We start from the raw sequence: 13943 nt of genomic DNA on the forward strand, positions 1-13943 counted from the left end.
GGGGGCCCGCCGCCGGACGCGGGGCGTCCGGCGGCGATGCCTTCCGGGGACATGCCCGAGAAGACTTTCGGGACGGCTCTCAGGCCTGTTCCGACTCGGCGATCTGGCGCCGCACCTCTTCCATGTCCAGCTGCTTGGCCTGGTCGACGAGGTCCTCCAGCGCGGGCTCGGGGAGCGCGCCGGGCTGGGAGAAGATGACGACCTTGTCCTTGATGACGGCCAGCGTGGGGATCGAGGTGATCTGGAAGGCGCTCGCCAGTTCCGGCTGCGCCTCGGTGTCGATCTTGGCGAAGACCACGTCGCCGTGCCGCTCCGAGACCCGCTCGAAGACCGGCGCGAACTGGCGGCACGGACCGCACCAGGACGCCCAGAAGTCCAGCAGGACGACACCCCCCTGGTCCACGGCCTCCTGGAAGGTGTCCTTGGTCAGCTCCACGGTCGTCATGCTCTCTCCTCTCTGGATACCCCTACGGGTATCAGAACACCGGCGAGGGCTTATTTGTTCCCCCGGCACGGACGACCGCAGCGAAGCGAGGATCGGCCGTGCCGCCTCCGGGGGCCCGGGGGTCGCCCCCCGGAAGAAGAAGATCCGCCGACCGCAGCGAAGCGAGGACCGGCCGTGCCGTCCCCCGGAAGAAGAAGAGCCCGGGAGAGGGTCAGCGGACGGTCCAGCCGCCGTCGACGGTGACGGTCTGGCCGGTCATGAAGGTGGACGCGTCGCTGGCCAGCAGGAGCAGCGCGCCGTCGAGCTCGCCCGTCCGGCCGCCCCGGCCCATGGGGGTGTTGCGCACCAGCCAGCGGTGGCTCTGCTCGTCGGCGAACATGTCGTCGGTGGCCTCGCTGGGGAACCAGCCGGGGGCCAGCGCGTTGACCCGCACGCCGTGCCGCGCCCACTGCACGCCCAGGTCGCGGGTGAGGCCGACGACGCCGGACTTCGCGGCCACGTAGGAGGCCTGCGAGGAGGGGTAGGCGGCGACCAGGCCCAGGATGGAGGCGATGTTGATGATGCTGCCCCCGCCCGCGGGGATCATCTCGCGGGCGAAGAGCGTCGCCAGGGCGAAGGTGGAGGTGAGGTTCAGCGCGACGATGCCCTCGAACTCCTCGACGGTCTCGTCCAGCGCGGCCTTCTGGTAGCCGTGTCCGGCGTTGTTCACCAGCACGTCGACGCGGCCCGTCTGCGCCAGGGACGTGCGCAGCAGCTCCCGGCGCGAGGCGTCGTCGGTCACGTCGCAGACCGCCGGGACGATGCCGGGCACCCGCTCGGCCAGCTCCTCGAGGCGGTCCTTGCGCCGCGCGGCGGCCACGACGGTGGCGCCGGAGCGGGCGAGCAGTTCGGCGAACCGGGCGCCGAGTCCGCTGGAGGCTCCGGTGACGACCGCGACCCGGCCGGAAAGGTCGGCGGTGAGCGAGCCCGGACCCGTCGGGAGGGCGTTCTCAGGCTGTGCGTTCACGGTTCTTCTCCCGCAGATCGTTGACGAGGAAATGATCCCACTTGTACCGTACCGATCGGTCGGTACGCAATATGGCCTCTGTCCCCGTCCGCACGAGCGAAGGCCTGGTCTCGAGTTGTCCCCGCAACGTGAACGCATCCTCAAGGCAGCCGCCCGCCTCTTCGCGCGGGACGGCTACCACGGCGCGGGCATGGCCCTGCTGGAACAGGAGGTCGGCCTCAAGCGGGGCGCGCTGTACCACCACATCGGCAACAAGGAGTCCCTGCTCTACGAGATCAGCCGCACCCAGCTGGAGCACATGGTCGGCATCGCCTCGAAGATCGTCGAGGAGACCCCCGACGAGGCCGAGTGCTTCCGGCGGCTGGCCCGCGCCCTCCTGCGCAACATCGCCGACCACCGGCTGGAGTGGACCGTCCACTACCGCGACTTCAACGCCCTCACCGGCGAGCGGCTGGAGCACGTGCTGGAGCTGCGCCGCCGGTACTCCGAGATCTGGCAGCGCGTCTACGCCTCGGGCGTGGAGCGCGGGATCCTCCAGCCCGCCGAGCCCCGCGTCGCCGTCCTCGGAATCCTCGGGATGTTCAACTACTCGTACCTGTGGATCGAGGCCGAGGGACGGCTCGGCACCGACCGGATCGCCGACCTGTACTGCGACATCTTCCTGCGCGGAGTCCTGCTCCCGCCCCACCCCGCACCGCCCGCAGCCGAGGAGTAAGGCACATGGAATCGTTCGTGCAGTTCCGCAAGGGGACGACACCCGACCACGTCCACCGGGACCTCGACGGCCTGAAGGACGACGAGCTGGGCCGGATGGGCTTCACCGGCCGGCAGGCCCAGCTCTACCGGCGCAACGACCCGACCGTCTACCGGGCCGAGGGCCCGATCCAGCTGCACGCCGCGTTCGTCGACCAGCTCGACCCCACCGACCTGACGGATCCGCGCGGCAACCCCCTGCCGCTCTATGAGAACGACGACGTGCGGTTCCTGCTGAGCCGGCGGGCCGAGGCGATGCCGTTCTTCGCCCGCAACGTCGGCGGCGACGAGCTCTTCTTCGTCCACCGCGGGACCGGCGTCTTCCAGACGGAGTTCGGCCCGATCCCCTACGAGCCGGGCGACTGGGTGCTGCTGCCCAAGGCCGTCACCTACCGGCAGCTGCCCGACGAGGGGTCCGACGGGGCCTTCCTCATCATCGAGACCGTCGACGAACTGCGCACCCCGCCCGCCGGGATCCTGGGCAGGCACTTCCCGTTCGACTCCTCGACCGTCTTCGTGCCCGAGCCGGAGGTCCTCACCGACGGCGGCCCCGAGTGGGAGATCCGCCTGACCCGGCGGGAGCAGCAGGGTTCGATCTTCTACCCCCACAACCCCTGCGACGTGGAGGGCTGGAAGGGCGACTACTTCCCCTTCAAGTACAACATCCGGGACTACAACGCGATCATGTCGCCCGGGATCCACCTCCCGCCGACCGTCCACCTCTTCCTGCAGGCCGAGGGCGTCGTCGTCCTGAACTTCCTGCCGCGGCCCGCCGAGAGGCGGCCCGGCGCCGAGCGCATGCCCTGGTACCACCGCAACGCCGACTACGACGAGGTCGCGCTCTTCCACGGCGGCAGCCTGTTCGGCATCGACATGCCCGCCGGGCTGATCACCCACTCGCCGCAGGGCGTGCACCACGGCCCGCCGGAGAAGGCGCGCGAGCGCTCCCGCCGGAAGTTCGACCAGTACGACGAGATCGGCTGGTCGGTGATGTCGATCGACGTCCGCCGCCCCCTGAAGGTCAACCCCGCCCTCCTCCCCGAAGCGAGCGTGAACGCATGAGCGACACCGCGCGGGCCAGGTCCTACGACCGCGTGCCCTTCCTCGTCACCTTCCTGGACGACTCCCCCGTGCGCGACACCTACGGCGGCACCGGCGAGTTCGTCGTGCTCGAGGCGCACCTGCTGCGCCCGCAGAAGGCGTCGGACACCGTCATCATCCTCATGCACCCGATCGGCGGCGGCGCGTACCTGCCGATGACGGTCGCGCTGGCCAAGGCCGGGCACCACGTCATCTACTGCAACAGCCGCTACCGGGGCGTGGACAGCGCCCTGATCATGGAGAAGGTCACCCAGGACCTCGGCGCGTGCGTCCGCCACGCCAAGGAGAAGTTCGGTTACTCCAAGGTCGTCCTGGCCGGCTGGAGCGGCGGCGGCGCGCTGTCGGCCTTCTACCAGGCCCAGGCGGAGAACCCGACGGTCACCCGCACCCCGGCGGGGGACTTCCCCGACCTCACCGCGTCCGGCCTGATCCCCGCGGACGGACTGATGCTGCTGGCCGCGCACGTCAGCCGCCACCAGACCCTCACCGAGTGGATGGACCCGTCCCTCCTCGACGAGCACGACCCGTCCGTCCGGGACCCCGAACTGGATCTCTACAATCCCGAGAACCCGAACCAGCCTCCTTACAGCCAGGAGTTCCTGGAGCGCTACCGGGAGGCGCAGATCGCCCGGAACCGGCGGATCACCGCCTGGGTGAAGGCGAAGCTCGCCGCCCTGAAGGCCGCCGGACGCCCGCATGACGAGTTCGGGTTCGTCGTGCACGGGACCATGGCGGACCCCCGCTGGCTGGACCCGTCCGTGGACCCCAACGACCGCCGCCCCAACTGGTGCTACCAGGGCGATCCGCGCGTGGTGAACATGAGCCCGGTCGGCCTCGCCCGCTTCACGACCCTGCGCAGCTGGCTGTCGCAGTGGAGCTACGACGAGGCGCACGCCGACGCCGAGCGCTGCGCGCCGGACGTCTCGGTGCCCGTCCTGGTCATCGGCAACTCCGCCGACGACGCCTGCACGCCCAGCCATACCCGCCGGATCTTCGCGGCCTTCACCCACGAGGACAAGGAGATCCACGAGATCAAGGGCGCGACCCACTACTACATGGGGCCCGACCAGCTGCCCCACCTCCAGGAGGCCGTGGGCCTGGTCGGTGACTGGCTGGGCCGCCACGGCCTGTCCGCCTGACGTGATCCGTGTGATCCCGCGTCCGCCCGGTCAGGTGGGGCTGTGCTCCCCCATCCTGGCCAGGCGGACGTGAATGCCCCGGAAGTGGGCGGACATCGCGACGGCCGCGGCCGGACGGTCGTGCGCGCGTAGCGCGTCATAGATCTCGCGGTGGCGCAGGGCGATCTCCAGGGGGCTCTCGTCCGCGGGGGCCAGGTCGTGGCGCAGGGCGTTGTAGACGTCCCAGAAGGCGTTCAGCAGCTGGCTGACGATCGGATTGGCCAGCGGCTGGTAGAGCAGTTCGTGGAAGCGCCGGTCGGTGTCGGGGGTGACGCCGCCCGCGGCCGCCTCCGCCTCCATCTTGACCATGATCTCGTCCAGCTCGGGCGTCTCGTCGGCCAGCCCGCGCTCGATGACCTGGTCGATCAGGCCGCGTTCCAGGACCTCGCGGACCTCCACCAGGTGGGCCAGGTCGTTGTGGCCGTTCTGCTGGGAGATCCTGGCGTGGAAGGTCAGCTCGTCGACCAGCGCGCCCAGGGACATCGAGCCCACGTACATGCCGAAGCCGTGCTTGATGTCGACGATCCCGACGGCCTGCAGGGCCTTCAGCGCCTCGCGCAGCGAGTTGCGGCTGACGTCCAGTTCGTCGACCAGTTCGAACTCGGTGGGCATGGGGTCTCCCACCGCGAGGTTGCGTTCCAGGATCAACTGCTTGATCCGCTGCTGGACCTCCTCGGTGCGGCTGCTGCGCGGCGACCGGCTCGCACGGCGTCCGGGCCGTGCTGCCGTCATCCGTTCACGCTCCACATACCGACCCCGTTTCTTCCACAGGCGACATCTTGACCCGGCCTAGAGCGAGGCTTAGCCTACACCGGACACTCGACGTTGGATGTCCTACATCCGTCATCGGTTCTTTGCGGATATATTGCGTATCCCCCGCAAACCCCCTCATTGCCTGGGAGCAGATGTGACAGAGGCACAAAACGGACACGGTGCGAGCCGCCGTGACTTCCTCAAGTACTCCGGCCTGGTCGCCGGCGGCGCCGCCATCGCGGCCTCGCTCTCCGCCTGTGGCGGACCCTCCTCCACCGGCAGCAGCGATTCCTCGTCCGGGTCCAAGGACTCCATCGACGTCGCCCTCGCCTACGCGCTGTCCACGGGCTTCGACCCGATGACGGCCTCCAGCGCCGTGGCCACCGCGGCCAACCTCCACACGCTGGAGTCCCTGGTAGACCTCGACCCGGCCACCCGCGAGGCCTACACCGCGCTCGCCAAGGCGATGCCCGAGGAGGTCGACCCGACCACCTACCGGGTGGTCCTGCGCGACGGCGCCAAGTTCCACGACGGCTCCGCGGTCACCGCCGAGGACGTCATCTACAGCTTCGAGCGCGTCCTCAAGCCCGAGAACGCCTCGCTGTTCTCCCAGTTCCTGCCCTTCCTGGACTCGGTGAAGAAGGTCGACGAGACCACCGTCGAGTTCAAGCTCAAGTACGCCTTCCCGATGTTCGCCGAGCGCCTGGCGGTCGTGAAGGTCGTGCCGAAGGCCGTCGTCGAGGCCGACCAGAAGAAGTACGACGCGATGCCCATCGGCTCGGGTCCGTTCAAGTACGTCAGCGCCTCGGCCACCGACGGCATCGTGTTCGCCAAGTTCGACGACTACAACGGGCCCCGTCCCGCTCTGGTCAAGAAGATGAACTGGCAGCTGCTGACCGACCCGTCGGCCCGCGTGACCGCGCTGCAGTCCGGCCGCGTCCAGGCCATCGAGGCCGTGCCGTACCTGAACGTCGAGGAGCTCAAGAGGAACTCCACCGTCGAGGCGGTGCAGAGCTTCGGCCTGATGTTCCTGATGTTCAACCTCAAGTCCAAGCCGTTCGACGACGTCCGCGTCCGCCAGGCCCTGCACTACGGCCTGGACACCGGCAAGCTCATCGAGACCGCGCTGCTGGGCAACGCCGAGGCCGCCACGGGCTACCTGCCCAAGAGCCACCCGGACTACGTGCAGGCCGAGACGGTCTACACCTACGACCCGGACAAGGCCAAGGCGCTGCTCAAGGAGGCCGGCGTCAAGGACCTCGCGATCGACCTGGTCCTCACCGACACCGACTTCGTCAAGGACTGCGCCCCGCTGATCAAGCAGAGCTGGGACGCGATCGGCGTGAAGACCACGCTGAACATCGGCCAGTCCGGCGGCCAGTACACCAACCTCGTCGACACCGGCAAGTACCAGGTCATGGCCGCCCCCGGCGACCCGTCGGTCTTCGGCAACGACACCGACCTGCTCATGCGCTGGTTCTACGTCGGCACCTGGCCCAAGACCCGGCACAACAGCGACGGCACCCCCGAGGGCAAGAAGGTCGTCGAGCTGCTCGACAAGGCCGCCCGCGAGACCGACGCCGCCGCCCGCAAGAACCTGTGGACCGAGGCGTTCAACACCGTCGCCGAGCACGCCGCCCTGTACCCGATCTTCCACCGCAAGCTCAACACCGGGTGGGACGACAAGGCGCTCAAGGGCTTCAAGCCGCTGCCGACCACCGGCATGTCGCTGCTGAACGTCGGCCGGGCCTAGAGCGACGGGACGGCGTAGACCATGAGCGCGATCCTCCGCATGACGGCGCGACGCCTGCTGACCTTGGTGCCGTTGGTGCTGGGGATCACGCTGTTCGTCTTCGTCGTCCTGCGCTTCTCACCGAACGACCCCGCGTACAACGCGCTGGGCGACGGGGCGAGCCCCGAAGCCCGCGCGGCGTACGCCGAGGCCAACGGCCTGAACGACCCGCTGCTCGTGCGGTACCTGAGGTTCCTGGGCGACCTGGTCCAGGGCGACCTCGGAGTCACCTCGCCGCCGAGCAGGCCGGTCACCGACGTCATCGCCACCGCGTTCCCGCTGACCCTGCAGCTCACCCTGCTGGGCGTGCTGCTCGCCGTGGTCGTGTCCACCGTCCTGGGCGTCACCGGCGCCCTCTTCCGGGACCGGTGGCCCGACCAGGTGATCCGCGTGGTGTCGATGGCGGGCGTGGCCATGCCCTCCTTCTGGCTGGGCATCCTGCTCATCCAGCAGTTCTCCCTCAACTGGGAGCTGCTGCCGACCGGCGGGTACGTCAACCCGTCCGAGTCGGTCTCCGGCTGGCTGAAGAGCATGGCGCTCCCGGCGATCTCGCTGGGCCTGCCCGTGGCCTCGCTGCTGACCCGGATCATCCGCACCTCGATGGTCGAGGAACTCGACCGCGACTACGTGCGCACCGCGATCGGCAGCGGGCTCCCCCGCGTGGTCGTCGTGGGGCGCAACGTGCTGCGCAACGCGCTGATCACCCCGCTGACCGTGCTGGGGCTGCAGGTCGGCTACATGCTCAGCGGCGCGGTCGTCATCGAGGCGATCTTCGGCCTTCCCGGCCTGGGCACCCTCATCATGCAGGGCGTGACGGCCGGAGACCCCGGCCTCGTCCAGGGCGTGGTGCTCTACATCGCCCTCGCCTTCGTCGTCGTCAACCTGGCCGTCGACATCCTCTACCTCTTCGCCAACCCGCGTCTGAGGGGTGCCTCCTGATGCGTACGATCCTCTCCGGGCTCGCAGGAACCCTGCGCAAGCTCTCCACGGCGTCCCGGATCGCCCTGGGCTTCGTCCTGGTCGTGGCGGCGATGGGGCTCCTCGCCCCGCTGATCGCCGTCCACGACCCGCTGCTCACCGGCGTCCCGCAGCAGCCGCCGTCGGGTGAGCACTGGTTCGGCACCGACCGGGTCGGCCGCGACGTCTTCTCCCGGATCGCCCACGGCACCCGCTGGTCGCTGGCGATCGGCCTGGGCGCGACCGCGCTCGCGCTCATCGCCGGCGCGGTCCTCGGCTCGCTGGCCGCGACCTCACGCAAGGCCGTCGACGAAGTGATCATGCGGGGCCTGGACGTCATCATGGCGTTCCCGATGGTGGCGCTGGCCGCCGTCATGGTCACCGTCTTCGGCAACAGCCTGCCCGTCCTGATCTGCACGATCGCGTTCCTGTTCGTCCCGCAGATCACCCGTGTCATCCGCGCCAACGTGCTGTCGCAGTACGGCGAGGACTACGTCAACGCCGAGCGGGTCATCGGCGCCGGGCGCTTCCACATCCTGAGCAGGCACGTCGTCATCAACTGCGCGGCGCCGATCCTGGTGTACTGCACCGTCCTGGTCGCCAACGCGATCGTGTTCGAGGCGAGCCTGTCGTTCATCGGCGCGGGCGTGCAGGACCCCGACCCCTCGTGGGGCAGCGTGATCGCCTACGGCAAGGCGCTGGTGCTGTCCGGCGGCTGGTGGGCGACGTTCTTCCCCGGCGTGTTCATCCTGCTGACGGTGCTGGCGCTGAACGTCCTGTCCGAGGGCGTCTCCGACGCCTGGGCCGCCCCGACCGCGCGGGTCAACCCCGCCGGCAAGGTCGTCGACCCGCTGGAGTCCCCCGAGGCCGCCACCGCGCCGACCGCCGTGGTCGAGCTGAGCGACGGCCTGCGCAGGGCCGGCGAGCGGCTGGCCGAACGGGCGCGTCCGCTGCCCGAGGGCGAACCGCTGCTGCGGGTCCGGGACCTGGCGATCGGCTTCGCCGACCGGCACGACGGCGTCGACATCGTCGACCGGATCAGCTTCGAGGTGCGGCCCGGCGAGGTGCTCGGCCTGGTCGGCGAGTCCGGCTGCGGCAAGAGCCTCACCAGCCTCGCGATCATGGGCCTGGAGCCGAAGGGCGCCCGCATCGGCGGGCAGATCCTCTTCGACGGGCGCGACCTGCTCACCCTGCCGGAGGGCGAGCGGCGCAGGCTGCTCGGCCACGACATGGCGATGATCTACCAGGACGCGCTGTCCTCGCTGAACCCGGCGATGACCATCAGGTCCCAGCTCAAGCAGGTGCACCGGCGCGGCGGCACCCGCACCCCCGAGGAGCTGCTGGAGCTCGTCGGCCTCGACCCGGCGCGCACCCTCAGGAGCTACCCGCACGAGCTGTCCGGCGGCCAGCGCCAGCGCGTCCTCATCGCCATGGCCCTGTCCCGCGACCCGCGCCTGATCGTCGCCGACGAGCCGACCACCGCGCTCGACGTCACCGTCCAGGCCCAGGTCATGCGGCTCCTGCTGCGCCTGCGCGAGGAGCTGGGCTTCGCCCTCATCCTCGTCTCCCACGACCTGGCCCTGGTCTCCGACGTCACCGACCGCGTCGTGGTGATGTACGGCGGCCAGATCGCCGAGTGCGGCGCCACCCCGCAGGTCGTCGGCGCTCCCCGCCACCACTACGCGCGGGGCCTGCTCGACTCGGTCCTCTCCCTGGAGGCCGCCGACGTCCGGCTCGCCCAGATCCGCGGCGTCGTGCCGTCCCCGTCGGCCTTCCCGAAGGGCTGCCGCTTCTCCGACCGCTGCGCCGCGGCCACCGACCTGTGCGCCACCACCCACCCGGAGCTGGACGGCGAACGCTCCGTCCACGCCTTCGCCTGCCACCACCCCATCGGCGGCGCCCCCGCCGGCGGGGCGGCCGCCGGACCGGCCAAGACCCTCGCGGGAGGTCTTTCATGAAAGAGGCGGCGAGCGTGAAAGAGGCGCCTGACACGCGGGACGCGGCCGTGATGGAGCTGCGGGACGTGCACGTCCAGCATCCGACGCGGGGCGGAGGGCTGTTCAGCAGGTCCCGGGTCCACGCGATGACCGGAGTCGACCTCGCCATCGCGCGCGGGGAGACCGTCGGGATCGTCGGGGAGTCCGGCTGCGGCAAGTCCACGCTGGCCAAGGTGCTGGTGGGGCTGCAGAAGCCGACCCTCGGGACGGTGCTGTACCGGGGCACGCCCGTGACCGAACTGCCGGAGCGGGAGCGGCGGCGGGTGCTCGGGGCGTCCGTCGGCATGATCTTCCAGGACCCGTCGACCGCGCTGAACCGGCGGCTGCCGATCCGGACGATCCTGCGCGACCCGCTGGACGTGCACCGCAAGGGCACCCCCGCGCAGCGCGACGAGCGCGTGCGGGAGCTGATGTCACTGGTCGGGCTGCCGCCCGTGCTGGCCGACGCGCTGCCGGGCCAGCTGTCCGGCGGGCAGCGGCAGCGCGTGGCGATCGGGCGGGCGCTGGCCATGGAGCCGCAGCTCCTCGTCGCCGACGAGCCGACCTCCGCGCTGGACGTCTCCGTCCGGGCCCAGATCCTCAACCTGATGCTCGACCTGAAGGAGCGGCTGGAACTGTCGATGGTCTTCGTGTCCCACGACATCCAGACCGTCCGGCGCGTGTCCGACCGGGTCGTGACGATGTACCTCGGGCGGATCGTCGAGGAGGCCCCGGCCGTCGCGGTCCCCGACGCCACCCGCCACCCCTACACCCGGGCGCTGTTCTCGGCCACGCCGAGCCTGCTCGACCCGATCGACCCGATCCCGCTGACCGGCCCCGTGCCGTCCGCGGTGACCCCGCCGAGCGGCTGCCCCTTCCGCACCCGCTGCTGGCGGGCCGACGAGACGTGCGCGGACTCCATGCCCGCCTACGCCTCCGGTGACCTTCCCGCGCACCGCTACCGGTGCCACCACCCCGTGACCGGCGAGGCAGACCTCGCCGCCGCCTTCGATCAGGAGATCCTGTGACCACCGTCGCCGCCACCGCCCTCAGCGGTGTCATCCCGCCCATCTGCACCCCGCTGACCTCGGACTTCGAGGTGGACGTGCCGTCGCTGGAGCGGCTCGTCGACTTCCTCGTCGACAACGGCGTGGACGGCCTGTTCGCCCTCGGCTCCACCGGCGAGGTCGCGTTCCTGCCCGACGCGCAGCGGCGCATCGCCCTGGAGACCATCGTGCGGCGGGCGGCAGGACGGGTGCCCGTGATCGCCGGGATCATCGACATGACGACCCTGCGCGTGATCGAGCACGCCAGGACCGCCGCCGAGGCCGGCGTGGACGCGCTCGTCGCCACCGCGCCGTTCTACACGCGCACCCACCCGGTGGAGATCGAGGACCACTTCCGGCGGATCGCCGCGGCCACCTCGCTGCCCCTCTACGCCTACGACGTGCCGGTCTGCGTGCACTCCAAGCTCGACATCTCGATGCTGCTGCGCCTGGCCGCCGAGGGCGTGCTGTCCGGCCTCAAGGACTCCACCGGAGACGACAACGGGCTGCGCTGCCTGCTGGTCGCCCGGAACGACGCCGGCCTGTCGCAGTTCCGGGTCTTCACCGGCTCCGAGCTGACCGTGGACTCCGCCTACCGCATGGGCGTCGACGGCGTCGTCCCCGGCCTCGGCAACGTCGACCCCGCCGGGTACGTCCGCCTCGCCCAGCTCTCCGTGGCCGGCAAGTGGGACGACGCCCGCGAGGAGCAGGAGCGCCTCCTGCGCCTCTTCGACCTCGTCAACGCCGCCCCCGCCGACCGCATGGGCCGCGGCTCCTCCGCCCTCGGCGCCTTCAAGACCGGCCTGCACCTGCGCGGCGTCATCGCCTCGCCCCTGGCCGCTCCCCCGCAGATCCCGCTGAACGAGGCCGAGACCGACCACGTCCGCGGCTGCCTGGACGCCGCCGGCCTGCTCTAGGGCCGAGGTCTTCGACCATCTCGAGATCGCTCTCTATGAAGGGGGGAGCGGCGTACCTCTCCGTCGCGAGGCGAGGCCGTACGCCGCCAGTCCGATGACCGGAACGCTCTACGCGGGGGTGGACATCGGCGGCACCAAGATCGCCGCCGCCCTCGTCTCGGACCAGGGCCGGATCGTGCGGCAGTCCCGCACTCCGACCCCCGCCGAGGGCGGCGCGACAGTGCCCGTCGCCGCCGCCCGCCTCGTCGCCGAGCTCTGCTCCGGGCTCGGCGACGGGGCCGTCACAGCCATCGGCGTGGGCTCCCCCGGCGTCATCGACCGGGCCGCGGGCCGGGTCGTCTCCGCCACCGACGTGCTCCCCGGCTGGGCCGGCATGGAGGTCCGCTCCACGATGGAGGCGCTGACGGGCGTTCCCGTCACGGTCGACAACGACGTCCGCGCCATGGCCTACGGCGAGGCGCAGGCGGGCGCCGGCGCCGGCTTCGCCAGGGTCCTCTACATCTCCGTCGGTACGGGCGTCGGCGGCGCCCTCACCAGGGACGGACGCCTCGAATACGGCGCCCACGGCACCGCGGGGGAGAGCGCCCACCTGCTGGTCCCCGCCACCGGGGCCATCCCCTGCGGCTGCGGCCGCCGGGACCATCTGGAGGCCGTCGCCTCCGGCCCCGCCATGGCCGCCGCCTACGCGGCCCGCACCGGCAGCGCCCTGCCCCTGCCCGAGATCGCCGCGCTCTCCGCCGCGGGCGACCCCGCCGCCCGCGAGGTCGTCCACGGAGCCGCGGCCCTCCTGGGGCGGGCCCTCGCCGGGCTCCTGGCCGTCCTGGACCCCGACGCCCTGGTGATCGGCGGCGGCGCGGCCCAGATCGGCCCCGACTTCCTCGCACCCCTCACCGAGGCGCTCCACGCCGAGGCCCTTCCCCCGCTCCGCGCCCTGCCCGTCCTCCCGGCCCGCCTGGGCACCGACGCCCCGCTCATAGGCGCCGCCCTCCAGGCCATGGCGGCCCTCGCCGAAGAGGCCCCGTGACACCGGGGCACCGCCTCCGTCCGTGAGGCCGTGCCCGCCCGAACGCCGAACCGCCATTCGCCAGAAAGAAAGAGCATCAATGACCCCGAGTGAATTCGCCGGAATCGTCCGCGGACGGCTGATCGTCTCCTGCCAGGCGTGGGACGGGCACCCGCTGCGGGACACCGCGGCGCTCACGCGGATGGCGCAGGCCGCCGTCAAGGGCGGGGCCGCGGCCATCCGCTGCGGCGGCGTGGGCGGCACCCCCGACATCGCCTCGATCGCGGCGGTGGTGGACGTGCCGGTCATCGGGCTCACCAAGGACGGCACGGAAGGCGTCTACATCACCCCGACCGTCGAGGCCGCCCGGGCCGTCGTCGGGGCGGGCGCCCACGTCGTCGCGATCGACGCCACCGACCGCCCCCGCCCCGACGGGCTGGCCTTCGCCGACTCCGTCCGGGCCGTCCACGAGCTGGACGCCCTGGTCATGGCCGACGTGTCCACCCTGGCCGAGGGCCTGGCCGCCGCCGAGGCCGGCGCCGACGTCATCGCCACCACCCTCTCGGGCTACACCCCCGCCAGCCCCAAGAGCGAAGGCCCCAACCTCGCCCTGGTCCGCGCCCTGCGCGAGGCGCTGCCCGGCGCCTTCCTCATCGCCGAGGGCCGCTACCACTCCCCCGCCCAGGCCGCCGCCGCCCTGGAGGCCGGCGCCGACTCCGTCGTCGTCGGCACCGCCATCACCGACCCCGCCTGGATCACCGCCTCCTTCGCCGCCGCCCTGCCCGCCTGAGGCCTCGACGACCTGAAACACACGAGCCCCCGACCTGAACCGGTCGGGGGCTCGTCGTCGCCGTGGCAGTCGCCTCGACGGCTCGCCGTCGGGCCGGACGGGAGGAGACCCGCACGAGCCCTCAGCCCGAGTGGGTCGGGGACCGGGGACTCGCCAGCGGGGCGGCCGCCTCAGGGGCCCGCCGTCGGGCCCGGACGGGACGGGACTCGCGCGAGCCCCCGGCCCG

Annotated in this window: 13 protein-coding genes; 10 read left to right on the forward strand and 3 right to left on the reverse strand. The window is 71.5% G+C overall.

Annotated elements, in window-relative coordinates:
• Positions 1–79: 79 nt before the first annotated feature.
• Together trxA and ABD327_RS08225 are read right to left on the reverse strand one after the other, a co-directional pair.
• Positions 80–445, reverse strand: coding sequence for a thioredoxin (gene trxA, locus ABD327_RS08220; protein ID WP_344449616.1), 366 nt, complete (start codon positions 443–445; stop codon positions 80–82).
• Positions 446–656: 211 nt separating this feature from the next.
• The gene (locus ABD327_RS08225) at positions 657–1451 is read right to left on the reverse strand and encodes an SDR family NAD(P)-dependent oxidoreductase (protein ID WP_344449617.1); all 795 of its coding nucleotides are present in this window, start codon (positions 1449–1451) and stop codon (positions 657–659) included.
• A gap of 115 nt (positions 1452–1566) precedes the next feature.
• Here ABD327_RS08225 and ABD327_RS08230 point away from each other — a divergent pair, with 115 nt between their 5' ends.
• Genes ABD327_RS08230 through ABD327_RS08240 form a run of 3 tightly spaced genes read left to right on the forward strand, consistent with a single transcriptional unit; the run spans position 1567 to position 4444 of the window.
• Positions 1567–2166 carry a TetR/AcrR family transcriptional regulator gene (locus ABD327_RS08230; protein ID WP_344449618.1) on the forward strand — a complete coding sequence of 200 codons (600 nt, stop codon included), beginning with the start codon at positions 1567–1569 and terminating at the stop codon, positions 2164–2166.
• Between the two features lie 5 nt (positions 2167–2171).
• On the forward strand, positions 2172–3266 hold the full coding sequence (locus tag ABD327_RS08235; protein ID WP_344449619.1) for a homogentisate 1,2-dioxygenase: 1095 nt from the start codon (positions 2172–2174) through the stop codon (positions 3264–3266).
• Positions 3263–4444 carry an alpha/beta hydrolase gene (locus ABD327_RS08240; RefSeq protein WP_344449620.1) on the forward strand — a complete coding sequence of 394 codons (1182 nt, stop codon included), beginning with the start codon at positions 3263–3265 and terminating at the stop codon, positions 4442–4444. Before ABD327_RS08235 ends, ABD327_RS08240 begins: the two co-directional genes overlap by 4 nt.
• 30 nt (positions 4445–4474) lie before the next feature.
• Here ABD327_RS08240 and ABD327_RS08245 read toward each other — a convergent pair whose 3' ends face one another.
• A complete protein-coding gene (locus tag ABD327_RS08245) occupies positions 4475–5215 on the reverse strand; it encodes a FadR/GntR family transcriptional regulator (RefSeq protein WP_344449622.1) in 741 nt (246 codons plus the stop codon).
• Positions 5216–5390: 175 nt separating this feature from the next.
• Here ABD327_RS08245 and ABD327_RS08250 point away from each other — a divergent pair, with 175 nt between their 5' ends.
• From ABD327_RS08250 to ABD327_RS08280, 7 genes are all read left to right on the forward strand, one after another.
• A complete protein-coding gene (locus ABD327_RS08250) occupies positions 5391–6989 on the forward strand; it encodes an ABC transporter substrate-binding protein (RefSeq protein WP_344449623.1) in 1599 nt (532 codons plus the stop codon).
• Positions 6990–7010: 21 nt separating this feature from the next.
• Positions 7011–7967, forward strand: coding sequence for an ABC transporter permease (locus ABD327_RS08255; protein WP_344449624.1), 957 nt, complete (start codon positions 7011–7013; stop codon positions 7965–7967).
• On the forward strand, positions 7967–9943 hold the full coding sequence (locus tag ABD327_RS08260; RefSeq protein WP_344449625.1) for a dipeptide/oligopeptide/nickel ABC transporter permease/ATP-binding protein: 1977 nt from the start codon (positions 7967–7969) through the stop codon (positions 9941–9943). Before ABD327_RS08255 ends, ABD327_RS08260 begins: the two co-directional genes overlap by 1 nt.
• A 14-nt stretch (positions 9944–9957) precedes the next feature.
• Positions 9958–10989, forward strand: coding sequence for an oligopeptide/dipeptide ABC transporter ATP-binding protein (locus ABD327_RS08265; protein ID WP_344449626.1), 1032 nt, complete (start codon positions 9958–9960; stop codon positions 10987–10989).
• Positions 10986–11924, forward strand: coding sequence for a dihydrodipicolinate synthase family protein (locus ABD327_RS08270; RefSeq protein WP_344449627.1), 939 nt, complete (start codon positions 10986–10988; stop codon positions 11922–11924). The genes ABD327_RS08265 and ABD327_RS08270 overlap by 4 nt, the downstream gene beginning before the upstream one ends.
• 94 nt (positions 11925–12018) lie before the next feature.
• The gene (locus ABD327_RS08275; protein WP_344449628.1) at positions 12019–12948 is read left to right on the forward strand and encodes an ROK family protein; all 930 of its coding nucleotides are present in this window, start codon (positions 12019–12021) and stop codon (positions 12946–12948) included.
• 79 nt (positions 12949–13027) lie between these two features.
• Positions 13028–13717, forward strand: coding sequence for an N-acetylmannosamine-6-phosphate 2-epimerase (locus ABD327_RS08280; RefSeq protein ID WP_344449629.1), 690 nt, complete (start codon positions 13028–13030; stop codon positions 13715–13717).
• Positions 13718–13943 lie beyond the last annotated feature (226 nt).

The sequence above is a fragment of the Actinocorallia aurantiaca genome (assembly GCF_039533685.1).
Classification (GTDB): Bacteria; Actinomycetota; Actinomycetes; order Streptosporangiales; family Streptosporangiaceae; genus Actinocorallia; species Actinocorallia aurantiaca.